Origin of the sequence: Exiguobacterium sp. K1 (assembly GCF_033721435.1) — a bacterium.
GTDB classification, from domain to species: Bacteria; Bacillota; Bacilli; order Exiguobacteriales; family Exiguobacteriaceae; genus Exiguobacterium_A; species Exiguobacterium_A artemiae.
In genome coordinates this window covers 331,591-350,737 of sequence record NZ_JAOTIT010000002.1, presented here as the reverse complement: position 1 = coordinate 350,737, position 19,147 = coordinate 331,591, and the positions used below count along the sequence as shown (strand labels likewise).

Genomic DNA, 19,147 nt, shown 5'->3' with positions numbered 1-19,147 from the left:
GAGAGGAAATGAAGATTTTAGTCGTCGAAGATGATTTGCATATTCAGCGACTGATCCGCGAGACACTCGAGGCGGACGGGCACCGGGTGACAGCGACCGCCGACGGGAACGAAGCGGCCGCTTGGATCGACCGACAACTGTTTGAGGCAGCCGTTCTTGATGTGATGGTGCCGGGACGAAGCGGTTTTGAGTTATGCGCCTTGTTGCGGGCGAATCAGGAAATTCCGATTCTGATGCTGACGGCACTCGGGGAACTGACCGATAAGCGTGACGGTTTTTCAGCGGGAGCCGACGATTACATCACAAAACCGTTTGATCCGGAAGAATTGGTTTTCCGGCTGCACGCGGTCGCCCGGCGGTATCAAAAAGCCGCTGTACCGGCGATGCAGTTCGGTGACGTCACGATTGATAAACGGAGCCAGCAGCTGACGATTGGAACGACACGGTTGACGATTCCCCGCCGTGAATTTGAATTGTTACATCAACTGGCGAGTTTCCCGGGACGGGTCTTCAGCCGCGAAGAACTGATTGAACACGTCTGGGGACGCGACTTCATGGGTGACGATCGTACGGTCGACGTCCATATTAAACGGTTGCGAACCCGGTTACACCAGACGGAAGCAATCACGATCGAGACCGTCCGTGGTCTCGGATACCGGTTGGAGGTAAAATCATGAAGTCGTTATATGTCAAAATCGTCGGTCTTGTCTGCCTGGTCCTGCTTGTGTCCGCATTGATCGCCCTGTTGATCAGTAACGTCCTGTATTACACGGTCTGGCAAGCGTCCTACAGTCAAAAGGTCGAAGAGGCGGTCGAGACGTCTTTTGCGTATTACGAACGGCACGGGGACCGGCGGGTCGATTCATTTTACGAGATGCTCAGTGCGACCGGTTTTCAGCTTTATGTCGTTTCGGAATCTGGACAAGTCAAACGGTTCGGGAATACGTTTCGGGATGAAACCCTCGCACCCGAAGTCATTCAAGCCGTGCAGGACGGGAAGGTCTATCAGGGCATGCGGGACTATCCGTTTCATCTGTTCCTGCTCGGGTTGTTCGATAACGAAGTCATCAATACGTATGGGACGTCTCTGCAAACCGACACCGGAACGGATGCCGTCTTCATTCGTCCGGACTTAAGCCGGCAGATTCGTGAGCTGCACCTGTTCGTCGGAGCATTCCTGGCGTTACTCGTCCTGCTGAGTTTCCTGCTGCTCGTCTTTTCGATCCGTTATCTCGTCCGTCCGATTAAACGTTTGACGACGGCGACGGAACGGATGACGGCAGGCGATTATTCAATCTCGGTCGCGACAACCGGACAGGACGAAATCGGGGAACTGTCACGCCGGTTCGACGAGATGGCGCAAGCCGTCGCCAAATCGGACGCGGAACGAAAAGCATTTGTTGCCAATGTCTCACATGAATTCCAGTCACCGCTGACGACGATCCGGGGATACGCGGAGCAGCTCGAACGGTCTGCTGAAACGGAAGAGCGTCTGAAGTTACGGACGATCGGACAGGAAGCGAAACGGATGGCCGAGTTGACGCGTCAATTGCTGACCTTGGCCCGGCTTGACGAAGGACGGCCGCTTCGACGCCAGCCGATTCCGCTCGTCCAGTCGATTCAGACGACTCTTGAGACACTGAGTTATCAGTTGGATGAACGCGGAGTCGCCGTCGCCCTGGAAGCCTCGGACGATCCGGTGATTCTGGCGGATGAGTTGGCACTGGAACAGATTTTTCAAAACCTGATTCGGAATGCCTTACATGTCTCGGCGGAAGGTGATTTGATTACGATTCAAGTCGACACCGCAGCCGATTCCGTCATCGTTCGGATCAAGGATCAAGGTCCTGGCATGACGGAGCACGTCATTGCTCATGCATTCGAACGTTTTTATCAAGGGGATGCCTCACGCGGGACAAGCGGGACAGGTCTTGGACTCGCAATCGTCAAGGAGACGATGGATCAGTTGGAAGGACAGATTCGGATCGAGTCGATTCCCGGTACGGGGACGACGATGGTCCTGACTTTTTTTAAGTAAGACGGAGCCGTTCATATTCCGTTCATCTTCGCCCGCTACAATCAAACCTGTAACGAACAAACAGGAGGGATAAAAGATGAAAATGGGATGGCGTGAATTGATTCGGATGCGACAACGCTTTTTCTTGATGGCAGTCGTGACGACATTGATCGTCTTGTTGATTTTGATGATTTCCGGACTTGCGGACGGACTGGCCTATGACAATGGAGCAGTCGTCCGTAACTTGCCGATCGAGCAGGTTGCCTTAAGCAAAGATGCGGAAGGGCAGCTGACGCGATCGTTTTTAGACCGGACGGATCAACCGGCGGCGACGGAAGCATTAGGTGTACAAAACATGGTGCTCGAAAAACAGAATGGAACGAAAGAAGATGTCACGGTGTTCGCTTCGCCGGGTGATACGCGGTACGGACCTCATCAACTGGCGGAGTTAAAAGACGGACAAGTCCTGGTCGATACACAGTACGCGAAACAGAACGGGACGAAAGTCGGTGATTCGTTTACGGACTTCCGGACGAAGCAGACGTTTGAAATCGTCGGAACGGTGAATGATGGACGCTACAGTCATGCGCCGGTCGTCTGGATGACGCTTTCGACATGGGACGGCTGGCAAAAAAAGATGGACTCGCGTTATGTCTCGGCATTCATCAGCGGAGAACCGATTAAAACAACGCTTGCGACGTATACGAAACAACAAATTGTCGAACAAGTACCGGGTTACGCGGCGGAACAAAATTCATTCCAAATGATGCGTCTTGCTCTGATCGTCATCGGGTCGTTGATTCTGACTGCCTTTTTCTACATCCTGACGATGCAAAAGATGAAACAGCTCGGCATCTTAAAAGCGATCGGGATTCGGACACGGACGATCGGACAAGGACTTGTCCTGCAAGTATTCTTGCTGACAGTCGTCTCGTTTTCAGTCAGTCTGCTGGCGACATGGACGATCGGCCAATTTTTGCCGGACGATTTACCGTTCCGCTTTGAATGGACGACCAGTCTGCTGTACGGCGGATTGATCATCGTGACGGCGTTGCTCGGCGGACTGATTCCGTTACGTGCCTTGAAAAAACTGGAACCGGCGGATGCGATGGGAGGAATGACGGGATGATTAAGCTGACAGAGGTCGAACAAACGTATGGCGCAATGAAAGTGCTGGAACACGTTTCGTTTGAAGCAAAAGAAGGAGAGTTGATTGCACTCGTCGGACCAAGCGGCAGCGGAAAAAGTACGTTACTCCAGTTGCTTGGTCTGTTGCAGACACCGTCCGGGGGGCGGATTCAGTTTGATGACCGGCTCCTGCAGGACACGTCGGACGAACAAAGACGACGGATGCGGTTACTTGAGATCGGATTCATCTTTCAGGAATCTCATCTCGTGCCTTTCTTAACGGCGGCGGAACAGTTGGAGCTCGTCGCGGAAGAAGCCGGTCAGACCATCGATGCGGCAATGCATCTTGAAACGTTTGGCTTACGTGACCGGACCGATCATCTTCCGCAAGCCTTATCCGGCGGGGAGCGGCAACGGGTCGCGATTGCCCGGGCCCTTGTCAATGATCCGCGTCTCGTCTTAGCGGACGAACCAACCGCGAGTCTTGACTATACGAATGCCCGACAGGTGATGGAGTTGTTGCAACGACAGGCACATGAGCACGGCAAGACGGTCATCGTCATCACCCATGACGAACGGATGCTGACGTATTGTGACCGTGTCTTACGGATGGAAGATGGACAGATTCAAGAAATGAATTAAAACAGGATACTGCTCTGACTTTTGTTTTCGTACTAAAAAATAAAAGTTGGAGTAGTATTTTTGATATACTGAACTGAATACGAATAATTTAAGGGTGGATTTAAACGATGGACTTATCTAAATTCATACGGTCTGAACTAGAGACGATTAATACGACACACATTACGAAATGGTTGGAAGATAAAAGTTTATCAAAACGTGACTATAAACGATTGGTTGAAGATTTTAAAGCCATTGTCATCATGGAACAAGCCGGTTTTTATGAACAGGCCGATGCACGGTTCATGCAGTGGAAACCTCTTCCGTTACCGGCGGAGATTTACCGTTACCGATTGGCGATTGCAGGAAAAATCGGTGGGAAACGATTGGCCCGAAAACGTTTTTCGGCATATCCTTCTGTTGTACAAAATCATTCGCAACTGAAGTCATGGAAAAAAAATCTTCGGAGTAATCCGTTGTGGTTAGGTGGACTAGTCGTAGCCGGCCTATTAGCAGTCGGAATTACGCAAGTTGATTTTTCCGAGGAAGCACCTCCTAAAAAAACTTCCGAACAAACGAACGTTGAACAAAAGCTTGCGTCTTTAGAAAAAGAAGTCGAACAGCTGAAACAAAAAAATGAGAAGCTGACGGCATCTGAAGACAAAAAAACGGAAATCAAAAAGCCTAAAGCTGGCCAATCGAAAGAGACGGAAACAGAGGAGCGGAAGGAGTCAACGAAGGATCCTGAGCAAGCCCTTCAGGAGGCAGTTTCTTCCGTTCAGTCCAAAGAGTATGAAACGGCGAACCGATTGTTGACCGGAAATGTCCTGACGAATAAAGAGACAGCCGGTATGGCGCGTTTCTACAAATTGATTGCAGCCGGAAAGCTGAAGGAAACGAAACAAAGTGACTACCTGGCGTACCGGAATGATTTCCCGGAATCCGGTTACATGAGTGATGTCTTATGGATGCAGGCTGTTTACGAACAAAAAAATAAAGTCGGTAATTACAAAACTACATTACAGGAATTAGCGAAACAACCGGACAACGAATGGTCATATGCTGCGAAGGCAATCCTGGAAGGGAAGAGTACGCTGTGAGATTGATTCAAAGAAAACAGTTCCCAAGCAGTCGCTTTTTGGAGTACAATGCGAAAAGAGAATGGAGAGGAGATGCAAAACAATGAGTAAAGTACATGTATTTGATCACCCATTGATTCAGCACAAGATGACGATCATGCGTAAAGTCGAAACAGGAACGAAACAATTCCGGGAGCTTGTCGACGAAGTGGCTTCATTGATGGCATATGAACTCACGCGTGACCTTCCACTTACTGACGTTGAAATCGAGACACCGGTCACGAAAACGACGCAAAAAATGATCGAGGGCAAGAAACTGGGAATCGTTCCGATTCTTCGTGCAGGTCTTGGGATGGTGGACGGCATGCTTCGCATGATGCCGAACGTCAAAGTAGGACATATCGGTCTTTACCGTGATCCGGAAACACTTGAGCCGACGGAATACTATCTCAAATTACCGACAGACGTCGCAGAACGTGATTTCGTCGTCGTCGATCCAATGCTTGCGACCGGCGGTTCTGCTGCTGACGCAATCTCCTCTTTGAAAAAACAGGGTGCACAAAGCATTAAGCTGGCTTGCCTCTGTGCGGCACCTGAAGGCGTCAAACGCATTCAGGAAGAACATCCGGATGTCGACATTTATCTCGCGGCACTTGATGAGAAATTGAATGACCATGGTTACATCGTTCCTGGACTCGGGGATGCGGGTGACCGTCTGTTTGGTACGAAATAACCAGCAGACTGAAAGGCGCTTCCTGTGAAGGGAGCGCCTTTTTTTGTACGAGTTGCCACAAGTGTGAACTGCGCACGTGACATGGAATATGTTTTAATAGGAGCAGAAGCAAGAAGGAGGAAGTCTGTATGCCCATCAAAGTCATGCCGATTTTCGGCACGCGACCGGAAGCCATCAAAATGGCACCGCTCGTCAACGTCTTAAAGAACAATCCTGCGTTTGACGTCCATGTCACGATTACGGCCCAACACCGGGAGATGCTCGATCAAGTATTGGAGCTGTTCGAGATTACACCGGATCACGACTTGAACATCATGAAAGCGCGGCAGACCTTGGTCGATATCACGACACGCGGTCTCGAGGGACTCGATGCTGTCATGAAGGAAGTCAAACCGGATCTCGTCCTTGTCCATGGCGACACGACGACGACGTTCGTCGGCAGTCTCGCTGCCTACTACAATCAAATCGCCGTGGGACATGTCGAAGCCGGACTCCGTACATACAATAAGTACTCACCGTTCCCGGAAGAAGTGAACCGGCAACTGACCTCGACGCTAGCCGATCTGCATTTTGCACCGACCGAGCAGGCGGCAGCGAATCTGGCGTCGGAAAACAGACACGCGGGCGTTTTCGTGACCGGGAATACGGCGATCGATGCCCTGCAAACGACGGTCCAGACAGATTATGTGCATCCCGTTCTCGAAAAGATCGGTTCGAAGCGACTTGTCCTGATGACGGCGCACCGGCGGGAAAATTTAGGTGCGAAGATGCACCAGATGTTCCGGGCGATCCGGCGTCTTGTCGACGACCATCCGGACATTCATGTCGTGTATCCGGTTCACTTGAATCCTGTCGTCCAGGAGGCGGCGAGTGACGTGTTCGGAGGACACGACCGCATCACCTTGATTCCGCCGCTCGACGTCTTTGACTTCCATAACTTTGCGAGCCGGGCGCACCTTATCTTGACGGATTCCGGCGGCGTCCAGGAAGAAGCTCCGTCACTCGGTGTGCCGGTTCTCGTCTTACGCGATACGACCGAACGTCCGGAAGGCGTTAAAGCGGGAACGCTGAAGCTGGCCGGAACGGATGAAGAAACAATCTATCGTCTCGCGAGTGAGTTGCTCGAGGACGAAGCAGCGTATAACAAGATGGCCCAGGCTTCAAATCCTTACGGAGATGGTCATGCTTCCGAACGGATTGCGGCGGCGATTCTGGAACATTTTAATCAGGATGCGGAGTTTGAGCCGTTTAAAGTCGAAAACTGACGAAAGTTTAGACATACAGCAAAGGACCGATGTCCCCGTCAAAAACGGAGGCACCGGTCCTTTTATGGAATCCAAAAGATCATCTGTTCCAAAGATGGACGTACGAACGATGTGTCAACAGTCCGAGTGAACGTCCTCGTTTCATGCGACTCCTGCAGGAAAAAGCGCTTTTTTTGCGCTGTCAGAGACAAACAAGACCCGGTTTCCTGACCACAGGTGCAGGAAAGCTGGCTTGTGTCTCGCCTGCGGAAAGCGAATGAGGAAGAGGGCGGAACACCTGTCACGATAGAATGACGCATTATCTTTGGGAAAGAGACGGCACTTCTTTTGGACAATAATTAATACCCCATTGTTCCCTTACGCCCAGTGCGACGGGCGGAGCAACCGTTCCGGAAGACGTGTCTTCGCATTGCCTTGCGCCGCATTGACCTGCGCTTGCGTCAAAAACAGCGCGTCGGTCAGATCGGCTCCTGCCAACTGACAGTCACGCAGGTCGGCACCGAGGAAGTTGACGCCACGCAACCGGCTGTTCGATAAGTTCGTCGCGAGCAAAAACTGTCCGCGGACACTTATGCCGGAAAAGTCCTGTCCTGCAAGATTTTTCCCAATCCAGTCGCGGGGAAGTGGGCGTCTGCTCGTCCCTGAAAACGGTGTTTGAACCAGTCCTTCGATTTTTGCAAGGAGCGGTAGCAATGTTGCCCGTACCTGATCGAGATCGAGTGCCGCAAGCTCGTCTGGAGAAGAACCGGTCATTGCATCCAGTTCAGCCAGCTTATTTTCTAGCAGATGATGAATCGAGCGGGTTGCTGGCCGGATGCCGTCTGTCAGGTACCACATCATTTCCTGCAGATGGACCATCTTCGGATACAGGGCGTACATGACCGGTTTTGTCGTCTCATCGTACACGCCGGAAAATGTCACTTGCGAAATCTGTTGTCCGGCACCAAAGCAGTCATAAACGGTACATCCTTTATACCCGCTCGGGCGCAAACGGTCATGAATCCCGCAACGGTAATCAGCATCTAAATTCCGGCATGGTGTCGCTTCCGGTTTGTTGTGACCAAAATCGCTTGAGGCGGAAAAAGCGAGTGCCGTACAACACAATCCGAAGCAGTCCCCGCACTGAACTCGAAAGCGTTCGGTTTCCATTCTCTTCACATCCTTTTGATTTGTTCATGTCACTTCTTTTTACCATATGTAGACAATCATTTTCAAATCACAATCAACGAGTAAACGAGCAGTGGCTCCACTCAAATGGAAGAACTAAATATATGATTTTTGTAAAAAAACAGCTGCACCATGACCTTGAAAGTAGCAAATCATCCGTGAATTTTTAAGCTGTGACAAGGCACACACGAAACGAATTGGAAATCGTCTGCGGGCTTTGTTACAAACAGATGTCAGAGGGGTTTTCGTGTCCCGTAACGGAAGCGTTTACAATTGTGAAGAAAAAATGTTTTTTCACAAAATCGACACAAATCAAATTTAGACGACTTGTTTCTCATTACGAAAGACGATATAACGTTACTGTTCAATGGTTTTGTTCACCTAGTGAACCATCTCGATAAACGTTGATAGTACTACATATTTTCTTCACATCTTCGTGAAAAGAGTGCCGGGGGAGACCTCTGTGAAAACCTTATCAATTGTTGATATACAATGGTTTCGACGGTCCATTTTAATTGTGAATTCATTTGACTATGAAATGGTTCTCATTGTATTCTTGACTAGTATGAAAATCCGCAAATTGTGGGAAAGAAAAAGAACTCACAACTGGGAAAAGGGGGTCGTCTCTAGTGCGCCAAAAAGGGCTCGCGACGAGTATGGTCATGGCCTCGCAAATTTCGACGGCACTAGCCGCACCGATCGTCATCGGCTTTCTTGTTGGGAACTATGGGGAACAGCAGGACTGGTGGCAAAAGATGGGCGCGACGTTTGCAGTGTTCATCGGGATTTTCATCGGAATTCTCTGCATGATCGCAATGATCAGGCACTTGTTAGGAGACAAGACATGAATATCATCCTTCAAGATGCGTTGTATCGTGCGTACTTACGATGGTTTGGACTCTACTATGGAATCCTTGCCGTTCTGTTACTTGTCGGTTATCCGAGTGATCCGGTGATTTATGGACTGGCGCTGGGTGGGGCAGGTAGCTTCATGATCTTGACGCTGCAACGATTAAGCGTCGATCGAATGTATCGTGTAATCGAGCGTGGGCGCAAGCCGATGTCTCGAGGGACCGTATCACGCATGGCGGTCGCGGTACTCTGTGTGATGATCGGCTTGAAGTATGAAGCCGAATTGTCATTAACTGCGGTGGTAATAGGCCTTCTCGCCGGCCACGTCATACAATTTTGTGAGTATTTTACTCACGAACTTAAGCGGGAAAAGAGGTGAATAATCAAATGAACCACGAAATGCCACTTTACGAAATCCCACTCTGGGGCGACTTCGTTCTGTACGGTAGCTGGACAAACTTGATCACAGTGCTGATTGCAGCTGCTCTCGTTTTCCTGATTGCCGTGGCCGGTACGCGACGTCTTGTGATGAAGCCGACCGGTGCTCAAAACGTGATGGAGATGTTCCTCGAGTTCGTTCGCGGAATCATCAGCAGCACGATGGACTGGAAAACAGGGGGTCGCTTCCTAACTTTCGGAATGACACTGTTCCTGTTCATCATCGTGTCCAACTTAATGGGTCTTCCCTTTAACGTTGTGACGGGTCACTACATTTGGTTCAACTCACCAACTGCAGATCCGTATGTGACACTTGCACTTTCATCTATGGTAGTGGTCATGAGCCATTATTACGGTGTGAAAATGCGCGGCTTCGGCTCGTATGCGAAAACGTTTATGACGCCGATGTTTATTATTACCATCATCGAAGAATTCGCAAACACGTTGACACTTGGTCTTCGTCTTTACGGTAACATCTTCGCGGGTGAAATCATGATTGGTATCATTCTCTCGATCGGTATCATCTCTGGAACGAACGATTTCCAATTCCTCGGACCAGTCGGTGTCATCCTGTCAGCGATCCCAATGTTGATCTGGCAAGGATTCTCACTCTTCATCGGAGCAATCCAAGCGTATATCTTCCTTATCTTAACGATGGTTTACATCGGGCATAAGGCAGCGCACGACCATTAATTCGAAGGTAAAGCATCTGCTTTTCCGATAATCGCACGACCAAATTTCGAACACAATCTAGGGAGGCAATTCATAATGGAACTTATTGCAACAGCGATCATCATCGGACTCGGCGCACTCGGCGCAGGTATCGGTAACGGTCTTATCGTAAACGGTACAGTATTAGGACAAGCACGTCAGCCAGAACTCAAAAACGAACTTCGTCAAACAATGTTCATCGGTATCGGTCTCGTTGAGGCACTTCCAATCATCGGTGTAGCGGTCGGTTTCCTTCTCCTCAACTCTTAATCCGTATTTAATTTTACGTACCAAGAACTGAGCTACATAGGGCGTTATTCGTTCCACTAGAGTGAACCGTCATGGGGGCTGCGGCTCCCTTATGTAGATATTAGAAGTAGGACCAACCACGAGGGGAGTGTAATCGAATGAATCTCACGTATCTTGCGGCAGAAGCAGGCGGCGAAAGTAGTCACCTCTTACTTGCTAACATGATCGTCACGATCGTCGTTTTCCTCTTGCTCCTCATCCTCTTGAAGAAATTCGCATGGGGCCCGCTCGTCAACATGATGAAAGCGCGGGAAGAGCATGTGGCTAGCGAGATCAATTCGGCTGAAAAAAGCCGGAAAGACGCTGAAGTCTACGTAGAACAACAACAAGCAGAACTCAACAAGGCACGTACGGAAGCACGTGACCTGTTAGAAGCATCACGCCGTCAAGCTGAGGCGGAACAAGCACGTGCGATGGAGCAGGCACGTGTCGAAACAGAATTGAGCAAGGAAGAAGCTCGCCGTGCAATCGAACGTGAACGCGCTGAAGCACAAGCTGCTTTGAAGAACGATGTTGCTCTTCAAGCAATCGCTGCAGCACGCCACGTCATGAAAACACAGCTTGCGACAGACGAAGCGGCACAACGTGCACTCGTCGACCAATTCCTCGCTGACACTAAGGGCACGAACTAATGCGTGACCACGTAGCGGGACGCTACGCAAAAGCGCTCTTCGATCTTGCACTTGAGCACCATGTGCTCGAACAAGCAGAAGCTGATGTGCGAACGCTCGGCGAAGTGCTCCACGCAACACCAGAGCTCGCATCGGTTTTAGGAAACCCGTCGATTTCTGCAGAAGAGCTGAAGCAAGTCCTTCATACGAGCTTCACAGGCTTCAATACGATTGTCTTAAATACGATCCTCGTCATGGTCGAAAACGACCGGGCATCGGAAGTATTGTCATTGCCGGAGCATTTCATCGCGTTGTTGAATGAGCACCGTAACGTTGCAACAGCAATCGTGACAAGTGCATACAAACTGTCGGACGAAGAACTCACGAACGTGAAGGAAACGTTTGGCCAAAAATCAGGAAAAACGCTTGAAGTAGAAAATGTTGTTGATACGAACGTAATCGGCGGACTTCGTGTTCAAATCGGTTACACGACATATGATGGCACGATCGAAACGAAACTAACGCGACTTGAGCGTGAGCTGTTAAAAGCGTAAGAAAATAGGGGTGAAACGCATGAGCATTAGAGCTGAAGAAATCAGCGCCCTGCTTAAAGCGCGTATCGCGCAGTACGGTTCTACGATGGAAGTGAACGAGACAGGTACAGTCATCCAAATCGGTGATGGTATCGCTCGTGCACACGGACTCGACAACGTCATGTCGGGAGAGCTCGTAGAATTCGCTAACGGCACAATGGGCTTGGCGCAAAACTTAGAAGAAGGCAACGTCGGTATCATCATTCTTGGTGACTATCTTGAAATCAAAGAAGGCGACTCTGTTCGCCGTACGGGCCGCATCATGGAAGTACCAACAGGAGACGCACTCCTCGGACGTGTCGTCAACCCGCTTGGTATGCCAATCGATGGTCTTGGTCCAATCGAAACAGAACACTATAACCCGATCGAGCGTAAAGCTTCTGGTGTTATGGCACGTAAATCGGTTCACGAACCACTTCAGACGGGAATCAAGGCAATCGATGCCCTCGTTCCAATCGGTCGTGGACAACGTGAGTTGATCATCGGTGACCGTCAGACGGGTAAAACGTCAATCGCCATCGATACGATCATCAACCAAAAAGAAGAAAACATGATCTGTATCTACGTCGCAATCGGACAAAAAGAATCAACAGTCCGTGGTGTTGTTGAAACACTCCGTAAAAACGGTGCACTTGATTACACAATCGTCGTTTCGGCAGCAGCTTCACAGCCGGCGCCACTTCTTTACCTCGCACCATTCGCTGGTGTAGCGATGGGTGAACACTTCATGGATCTCGGCAAGCACGTTCTTGTCATCTATGATGATCTTTCAAAACAAGCAGCGGCATACCGTGAGCTTTCGCTTCTTCTGAAGCGTCCACCAGGCCGCGAAGCCTACCCGGGTGATGTCTTCTACCTTCACTCACGTCTCCTTGAGCGTGCAGCGAAATTGAACGACGGACTTGGTGCAGGTAGCTTAACAGCTCTTCCATTCATCGAGACACAAGCGTCGGATATCTCGGCTTACATCCCGACAAACGTTATCTCGATCACGGATGGTCAAATCTTCCTTCAATCGGATCTCTTCTTCTCAGGTGTCCGTCCAGCGATCAACCCGGGTCTCTCGGTATCGCGTGTAGGTGGTTCGGCTCAAGTGAAAGCGATGAAGAAGGTAGCGGGTACGCTCCGTCTTGACCTCGCTTCTTACCGTGAGCTCGAAGCCTTTTCACAGTTCGGATCTGACCTTGATAAAGCGACACAATCGAAGCTTAACCGTGGTGAGCGGACAGTAGAGGTTCTGAAACAGGACCTTAACCAACCGTTGACTGTCGATAAGCAAGTCATCATCATCTATGCCTTGACTCGTGGTCACCTTGATGATGTTGCCGTTTCAGATATTCGTCGTTTTGAAAAGGAACTCAACCTCTGGCTCGATCAAAACCGCAAACAACTTTGCGACGAGATCCGTAAAACAGGTAACCTTCCAGCTGACGAAGAAATCGTTACTGCAATCTCAGAATTTAAGAAAACGTTCCAACCGACTGTCTAAGGGATTTCTCTTAGACTCGGCGGAACACTCTTGATACTAACAAGGTGGTGAATCGAAATGGCATCGTTGCGCGAGATACAAATGCGGATCAACTCGACGAAAAGTACGAAACAGATCACGAAAGCGATGAACATGGTTTCGGCGTCGAAACTGAACCGTGCTCAAGCACATAGCGCGAAGTTCCAGCCTTACATGCTGAAAATGCAGGAAGTGCTCGGAACCATTGCGAATGGCACGACAGGTGCTAGCCATCCGATGCTCGAAAAACGTCCTGTCAAAAAGACAGGCTATATCGTCATCACATCGGATCGCGGCTTAGCTGGTGCATATAACGCCAACGTGCTGCGTGAAGTCTACCGGGAAATCAATGAAAAGCATACTACGGACAGTTACGTCTTGTTCGTGGTCGGTAAAGTCGGTGTCCAGTTCTTCCGTTCACGCGGAATCACGGTCACGGATGCGATCACAGGACTAAACGATTCTCCTTCGTATGTCGATGTCGCAGAAATCGTGAAGCGCACAGTGAGTGCGTTCACGCTCGGCGAAATCGACGAACTCAAGCTGTGCTACAACCACTTCATGTCTGTCATCAGCCAGGAAGTGAAAGTCGAAACCCTTCTCCCGCTCGGAGAAATCGAAGCTTCGTCTTCGACGACTTATGAGTACGAGCCAAGCGAGGAACAAATCCTGGCTGAACTCCTTCCGCGTTATGCGGAGAGCTTGATTTTCGGTGCGCTTCTTGACGCGAAAGTAGCAGAACATGCGTCACGTATGACAGCAATGCAAAGTGCGACAGATAACGCAGATGACTTGATCGGTCGATTGACTCTCGTCTACAACCGGGCTCGACAAGCTGCAATCACGCAAGAAATCACAGAGATCGTCAGTGGAGCCGCTGCTCAGCAGTAAACCACTCGGCGTAATGATAGCTAGGAGGAAACACGATGAACGAACTCGGTTTAAAAGGCCGCGTCGTCGCGGTCATGGGACCTGTCATCGACGTTAAGTTCGACGGACACTTGCCGAACATCTACAACGCGCTTCGTATTCAATATACGCCGCAAACAGTAGAAGAAGTGGCTATCGACTTGACGCTTGAGGTCGCCTTGCACCTTGGTGACGACGTCGTCCGTACCATTGCGATGGATTCTACGGATGGTGTACGCCGCGGAGTGGAAGTACTGGACACTGGTGCACCAATCTCGGTACCTGTCGGAGAAGCAACGCTTGGTCGCGTCTTCAACGTACTCGGTAACCCAATTGATGAAAAAGAACTCGATGCAAGCGTGGAACGTCTTCCGATCCACAAAAAAGCACCGACGTTTGATAACCTTTCAACAAAAGTTGAAATCCTCGAAACAGGAATTAAAGTCGTTGACTTACTCGCTCCTTACATCAAGGGTGGTAAGATTGGTCTCTTCGGTGGTGCCGGTGTAGGTAAGACCGTCCTCATCCAGGAATTGATCAACAACATCGCCCAAGAGCACAGCGGTATCTCGGTATTCGCAGGTGTTGGTGAGCGGACGCGTGAAGGTAATGACTTGTACCACGAGATGACGGATTCAGGCGTTATCAAACAAACAGCGATGGTCTTCGGTCAGATGAACGAGCCGCCGGGCGCACGTCTTCGTGTTGCCTTGACTGGTTTGACAATGGCAGAATACTTCCGTGATGAGCAGGGACAAGACGTTCTTCTCTTCGTTGATAACATCTTCCGTTACACTCAAGCAGGTTCAGAAGTATCGGCCCTTCTCGGCCGTATGCCATCTGCCGTTGGTTACCAGCCGACACTTGCGACAGAGATGGGTATGCTTCAAGAGCGTATCACGTCAACAAACAAAGGTTCGGTTACATCAATCCAAGCGGTTTATGTACCAGCCGATGACTATACTGACCCGGCTCCTGCAACGACGTTTGCTCACTTAGATGCAACGACGAACCTTGAGCGCCGTCTCTCTGAGATGGGTATCTATCCTGCCGTGGATCCACTTGCTTCGACTTCACGTGCTCTTTCACCGGAAATCGTCGGCGAAGAGCATTACGGCGTAGCACGTCAAGTTCAGGAAACACTTCAGCGTTACAAAGAACTTCAAGATATCATCGCGATCCTCGGTATGGACGAGTTGTCTGAAGAAGACAAATTGACTGTACACCGTGCGCGTCGTATCCAGTTCTTCTTGTCGCAGAACTTCCACGTAGCTGAGCAGTTCACAGGACAAAAAGGATCGTACGTCCCAGTTAAGGACACGATCCGCGGCTTCAAAGAAATCCTCGGTGGGAAACACGATGATTTGACGGAAGAAGCATTCCGTCTCGTCGGTCCGATCGAAGATGCGATTGAAAAAGCGAAGACGCTTGTCTAAGTGACAAAGCATAAGGGGGACTTGAGATGAACACACTTCATGTCAATATCGTCACCCCGGATGGCGAAGTGTATGATGGCGATGTCCGTATGGTCGTTGCGAAAACGATATCTGGTGAAATCGGGGTTCTCCCGCACCACGTACCGCTCGTAACACCACTCGACATCAGCATCTTGAAGTTGCGCCACGAAGATGGCGGACGCACGTTGATCGCTATCAGCGGTGGCTTTATGGAAGTGCGCCAGGATACAGTGACAGTTCTTGCTGAAACGGCTGAGCAGGCAGATAAGGTCGATTACGATCGGGCTTCTGCTGCGAAAGTCCGGGCAGAACGTCGCCTCCAGGACACGAAATTATCAGATCTTGAGTTCAAACGCGCTGAGCTTTCATTGAAACGCGCAATCAACCGTCTCAACCTAAAAGAATACGGTCGCGATTGATTCAAGTGAAAGACCCGGTTTCCGTCATGGAAGCCGGGTCTTTTTTTGAGGACAGGTCAATGATTTCTTCCAGGGCAACCGTTTTCCCAAATCCATCCCGTGATTCAGGTTTAACAACGCTAAAAAAAGTAAAAGTACATATATGTGACCTCTTCACACATTTTTCAATCTTATTATGTGGAATTTTCCATAATCATCTTTTCATAATATATTTTATACGATAAAATAAATTATCTTGTGCCTTTTTGTTTGCGCAATCATTCATTGTATGAAATCATGGTAAGGTTGGAAAAACCTTAACAGAAGAGGTGCAGTAGCAGTGACGTCAATCGGTTTAAGTGCACTAATCAGTATGCTTGTTTATTTAACGGCGATTGTCTTCGCCTGGTGGGCACTCCTTCCGGTCAAATGGGAGAAGTTCCTGCAACATCCGAAAGGACCGCAGGCTGTTGTCCTGCGTGTGTTGCTTGCCGTGGCGCTCGGTTCGCTGATCGCCCGCTTTTTGCTTGATTATTCGGGATTCGCACAGCGTCTCCAATTCTTAGTCGGGTGAACTTGTAACTTCGTTGTAAACCCTAAATCATCAATCTGATTTAGTATGGAACAGGATAGTATTCTTATAATGAAGAAACGTAACCATTGTGAAGCTGAAAAGTCGTGTTGGATTTGGAATGAGAGATCAACTATAGGGTGTTTCTCTTCTATCATGCGTTGGTTTTCAACTATGATGCACACCAATCGCGAATTGAACATAATAGAACAGAAACGAAAGCAGAGGAGTATGAGTAATGGAAAAAATCGTTGTCCGTGGCGGACGTAAATTAGCTGGAACGGTAAAAGTAGAAGGTGCAAAAAACGCAGTCTTGAAAACATTGGTCGCAACATTGCTTGCTTCAGAAGGTACATCGGTCCTTCAAAACGTTCCCCGTTTGGCAGACGTATACACAATCAACAACGTCTTACGGAACCTGAACGCAGAAGTGACATTTGATGCAGAAGCAAACACGGTCTCGGTCAATGCCGAAGCAGAATTGAAAGACGAAGCACCGCTTGAATACGTCCGCAAGATGCGTGCGTCGATTCTTGTCATGGGACCACTTCTTGCACGTCTCGGTCGTGCGCGTGTCGCGATGCCGGGTGGCTGTGCAATCGGTTCACGTCCGATTGATCTTCACTTAAAAGGATTCGAAGCGATGGGTGCGAAAACAATCATCGGTAACGGATTCGTTGAAGCGCACGTCGACGGTCGTCTGCAAGGTGCGAAAATCTACCTCGACTTCCCGTCAGTCGGTGCGACAGAAAACATCATGATGGCAGCTACGCTTGCTGAAGGTACGACAGTCATCGAAAACGTTGCGAAAGAACCTGAAATCGTCGATCTCGCTAACTTCCTCAACGCAATGGGCGCTAAAGTCCGCGGTGCCGGAACAGAGACGATTCGTGTTGAAGGTGTTGAAAAACTTCACGGCGGCAACCACTATGTCATTCCGGACCGTATCGAAGCCGGTACATTCATGATTGCAGCTGCAATCACGGAAGGTGACGTTGAAGTCATCGGTGCTGAGCGTGAACATCTCCGTCCATTGATCTCAAAAATGGAAGAGATGGGTGTTAAGATCTCGGATACAGAAGATGGCCTTCGTGTCGTCGGACCGAAGAAACTTGTTGCAATCGACGTCAAGACGATGCCACACCCTGGTTTCCCGACAGACGTTCAAGCACAAATGATGGCGTTGGTCTTAAAAGCAGAAGGCACATCAGTCATCACGGAAACAGTCTTTGAAAACCGCTTCATGCACGTCGAAGAATTCCGTCGCATGAACGCTGACATCAAGATCGAAGGACGTTCATCAATCATCACGGGCGGTGTACAACTTCAAGGAGCAGAAGTTCTTTCAACAGACCTTCGTTCTGGAGCAGCACTTGTCACGGCTGGATTGATTGCAGAAGGCGAAACACGTGTCGGTGCACTGCATCACATCGATCGCGGATATGTTGATTTCCACCTTAAATTACAAGCACTCGGCGCAGATGTCGAGCGTGTCACGGAAGAAACAGTTGCCATCGAAGAGACGGCAGCGGCGAAGCTTTAAGCTATCATTTCATTCCATCATATTCTTGACGACTTTCTTTAAAAGAAAGTCGTCTCTTTTTGTTTCCCTGTGCTAGAATTGAAAGGTATGTATACATAAATGGGTTAGACGTCCAAACGACGTACTATATTTTGGAAGAATAGCCAGTGGATAAAGGAGATCACGCGAGATGTTTTTGACAAAGGATATCGGAATTGACCTGGGGACGGCAAATGTCGTCATTCACGTAAAAGGTAAGGGAATTGTACTCGACGAGCCATCGGTCGTCGCGATTGATAAAGCAACAGGAAAAATCCATGCAGTCGGAACGGAAGCTCACCAGATGGTTGGCCGGACACCGGGAAACATCGTCGCGATCCGTCCGTTACGCGATGGTGTAATCGCTGATTTTGAAATGACGGAAGCGATGTTACGTCACTTCATCGATAAAATCGAAGTGAGAAGTATGTTCGGTGGCGTCCGGATGTTGATTTGTACACCGGCGAGCATCACGACGGTCGAAGCGAAAGCGATTCGTCAAGCCGGTGAAAAATCAGGTGCGAAAACTGTTTTTCTGGAAGTCGAACCAAAAGTCGCAGCTGTCGGAGCAGGGATGGACATCTGGATGCCAGCCGGCCACATGGTCATTGATATCGGTGGCGGAACGACGGATGTGGCGGTCCTGTCGATGGGCGATATCGTCTGCGGCGAAACAATCAAAGTAGCAGGGGATCGGTTTGACCAGGACATCATCCGTGCAATCAAGGATAATCATAAACTAATCATCGGGGAACGGACGGCTCAAAACGTCAAGATGACGGTCGCAACTGTCTCCGACGAGGGGCGTCAGGAAGAGATGGACATTCGGGGTCGTAATCTCGTGACAGGACTCCCGGACAACATCACGATTTCATCGCAGGAAATGCATGAAGCGTTGGCGGAAGCGGCAATGGAAATCGTCGAAGCAACAAAACGTGTTCTCGAGAAAACACCGCCGGAACTGGCAGCGGATATCATCGACCGCGGCATCATCCTGACAGGCGGCGGAGCACTACTTGACGGCATCGATCAATTGCTGGCAAAAGAACTCGGACTTCCGGTCTTGATCGCGGAAGATCCGATGTTATGTGTCGCACGTGGAACAGGCATCATGCTTGATCATTTAGGGAAATAAGACAAATCAAAAGGTGCTGACTCAAATGTCAGTCTCTCCAAAGATCAGGGTGGCAGAATGATAATCTGCCACCCTGATCTCGTAA

21 protein-coding genes are annotated in these 19,147 nt (G+C 49.6%); 20 read left to right on the top strand and 1 reads right to left on the bottom strand.

From position 1 onward, the window contains the following. Positions 1 to 8: 8 nt before the first annotated feature. From N7U64_RS07045 to wecB, 7 genes are all read left to right on the top strand, one after another. Positions 9 to 677: a response regulator transcription factor gene (locus N7U64_RS07045; RefSeq protein WP_318929026.1), complete on the top strand. Its 669-nt coding sequence runs from the start codon at positions 9 to 11 to the stop codon at positions 675 to 677. Then, positions 674 to 2,038: a HAMP domain-containing sensor histidine kinase gene (locus N7U64_RS07040; protein WP_318929025.1), complete on the top strand. Its 1,365-nt coding sequence runs from the start codon at positions 674 to 676 to the stop codon at positions 2,036 to 2,038. The genes N7U64_RS07045 and N7U64_RS07040 overlap by 4 nt, the downstream gene beginning before the upstream one ends. A 76-nt stretch (positions 2,039 to 2,114) precedes the next feature. Next, entirely contained in the window at positions 2,115 to 3,146 is a 1,032-nt protein-coding gene (locus N7U64_RS07035; RefSeq protein WP_318929024.1) for an ABC transporter permease, read from the top strand. After that, on the top strand, positions 3,143 to 3,787 hold the full coding sequence (locus N7U64_RS07030) for an ABC transporter ATP-binding protein (RefSeq protein WP_318929023.1): 645 nt from the start codon (positions 3,143 to 3,145) through the stop codon (positions 3,785 to 3,787). Before N7U64_RS07035 ends, N7U64_RS07030 begins: the two co-directional genes overlap by 4 nt. A gap of 107 nt (positions 3,788 to 3,894) precedes the next feature. Beyond that, on the top strand, positions 3,895 to 4,866 hold the full coding sequence (locus N7U64_RS07025) for a hypothetical protein (protein ID WP_318929021.1): 972 nt from the start codon (positions 3,895 to 3,897) through the stop codon (positions 4,864 to 4,866). An 82-nt stretch (positions 4,867 to 4,948) separates the two neighbouring features. Further along, positions 4,949 to 5,578, top strand: coding sequence for a uracil phosphoribosyltransferase (gene upp, locus N7U64_RS07020; RefSeq protein WP_012371551.1), 630 nt, complete (start codon positions 4,949 to 4,951; stop codon positions 5,576 to 5,578). Between the two features lie 128 nt (positions 5,579 to 5,706). Next, on the top strand, positions 5,707 to 6,843 hold the full coding sequence (gene wecB / locus N7U64_RS07015; RefSeq protein WP_318929019.1) for a non-hydrolyzing UDP-N-acetylglucosamine 2-epimerase: 1,137 nt from the start codon (positions 5,707 to 5,709) through the stop codon (positions 6,841 to 6,843). 357 nt (positions 6,844 to 7,200) lie between these two features. Here wecB and N7U64_RS07010 read toward each other — a convergent pair whose 3' ends face one another. After that, positions 7,201 to 7,992, bottom strand: a complete 792-nt coding sequence (locus N7U64_RS07010; protein WP_318929017.1) for a pentapeptide repeat-containing protein — start codon at positions 7,990 to 7,992, stop codon at positions 7,201 to 7,203. Positions 7,993 to 8,639: 647 nt separating this feature from the next. Here N7U64_RS07010 and N7U64_RS07005 point away from each other — a divergent pair. From N7U64_RS07005 to mreB, 13 genes are all read left to right on the top strand, one after another. Next, positions 8,640 to 8,858: an AtpZ/AtpI family protein gene (locus N7U64_RS07005; protein ID WP_012371548.1), complete on the top strand. Its 219-nt coding sequence runs from the start codon at positions 8,640 to 8,642 to the stop codon at positions 8,856 to 8,858. Continuing rightward, on the top strand, positions 8,855 to 9,241 hold the full coding sequence (locus N7U64_RS07000) for an ATP synthase subunit I (protein WP_012371547.1): 387 nt from the start codon (positions 8,855 to 8,857) through the stop codon (positions 9,239 to 9,241). Before N7U64_RS07005 ends, N7U64_RS07000 begins: the two co-directional genes overlap by 4 nt. A gap of 8 nt (positions 9,242 to 9,249) precedes the next feature. Further along, positions 9,250 to 9,993: a F0F1 ATP synthase subunit A gene (atpB, locus tag N7U64_RS06995; protein ID WP_026827347.1), complete on the top strand. Its 744-nt coding sequence runs from the start codon at positions 9,250 to 9,252 to the stop codon at positions 9,991 to 9,993. 75 nt (positions 9,994 to 10,068) lie between these two features. After that, the gene (gene atpE, locus N7U64_RS06990; RefSeq protein WP_012371545.1) at positions 10,069 to 10,281 is read left to right on the top strand and encodes a F0F1 ATP synthase subunit C; all 213 of its coding nucleotides are present in this window, start codon (positions 10,069 to 10,071) and stop codon (positions 10,279 to 10,281) included. Between the two features lie 137 nt (positions 10,282 to 10,418). Next, the gene (gene atpF, locus N7U64_RS06985; protein WP_131972087.1) at positions 10,419 to 10,952 is read left to right on the top strand and encodes a F0F1 ATP synthase subunit B; all 534 of its coding nucleotides are present in this window, start codon (positions 10,419 to 10,421) and stop codon (positions 10,950 to 10,952) included. Then, positions 10,952 to 11,485, top strand: coding sequence for a F0F1 ATP synthase subunit delta (locus N7U64_RS06980; protein ID WP_114597334.1), 534 nt, complete (start codon positions 10,952 to 10,954; stop codon positions 11,483 to 11,485). The genes atpF and N7U64_RS06980 overlap by 1 nt, the downstream gene beginning before the upstream one ends. Positions 11,486 to 11,504: 19 nt before the next feature. Further along, positions 11,505 to 13,013: a F0F1 ATP synthase subunit alpha gene (gene atpA, locus N7U64_RS06975; protein ID WP_012371542.1), complete on the top strand. Its 1,509-nt coding sequence runs from the start codon at positions 11,505 to 11,507 to the stop codon at positions 13,011 to 13,013. A 57-nt stretch (positions 13,014 to 13,070) separates the two neighbouring features. Beyond that, positions 13,071 to 13,922: an ATP synthase F1 subunit gamma gene (atpG, locus tag N7U64_RS06970; RefSeq protein WP_012371541.1), complete on the top strand. Its 852-nt coding sequence runs from the start codon at positions 13,071 to 13,073 to the stop codon at positions 13,920 to 13,922. 35 nt (positions 13,923 to 13,957) lie between these two features. Next, a complete protein-coding gene (gene atpD, locus N7U64_RS06965; RefSeq protein WP_012371540.1) occupies positions 13,958 to 15,376 on the top strand; it encodes a F0F1 ATP synthase subunit beta in 1,419 nt (472 codons plus the stop codon). 26 nt (positions 15,377 to 15,402) lie between these two features. Next, the gene (locus tag N7U64_RS06960; RefSeq protein ID WP_318929005.1) at positions 15,403 to 15,816 is read left to right on the top strand and encodes a F0F1 ATP synthase subunit epsilon; all 414 of its coding nucleotides are present in this window, start codon (positions 15,403 to 15,405) and stop codon (positions 15,814 to 15,816) included. Positions 15,817 to 16,135: 319 nt separating this feature from the next. Then, on the top strand, positions 16,136 to 16,369 hold the full coding sequence (locus N7U64_RS06955; protein ID WP_012371538.1) for a DUF1146 family protein: 234 nt from the start codon (positions 16,136 to 16,138) through the stop codon (positions 16,367 to 16,369). A gap of 235 nt (positions 16,370 to 16,604) precedes the next feature. Then, positions 16,605 to 17,909, top strand: a complete 1,305-nt coding sequence (gene murA, locus N7U64_RS06950) for a UDP-N-acetylglucosamine 1-carboxyvinyltransferase (RefSeq protein WP_318929003.1) — start codon at positions 16,605 to 16,607, stop codon at positions 17,907 to 17,909. A 169-nt stretch (positions 17,910 to 18,078) separates the two neighbouring features. After that, entirely contained in the window at positions 18,079 to 19,062 is a 984-nt protein-coding gene (gene mreB / locus N7U64_RS06945) for a rod shape-determining protein MreB (protein WP_318092253.1), read from the top strand. Positions 19,063 to 19,147 lie beyond the last annotated feature (85 nt).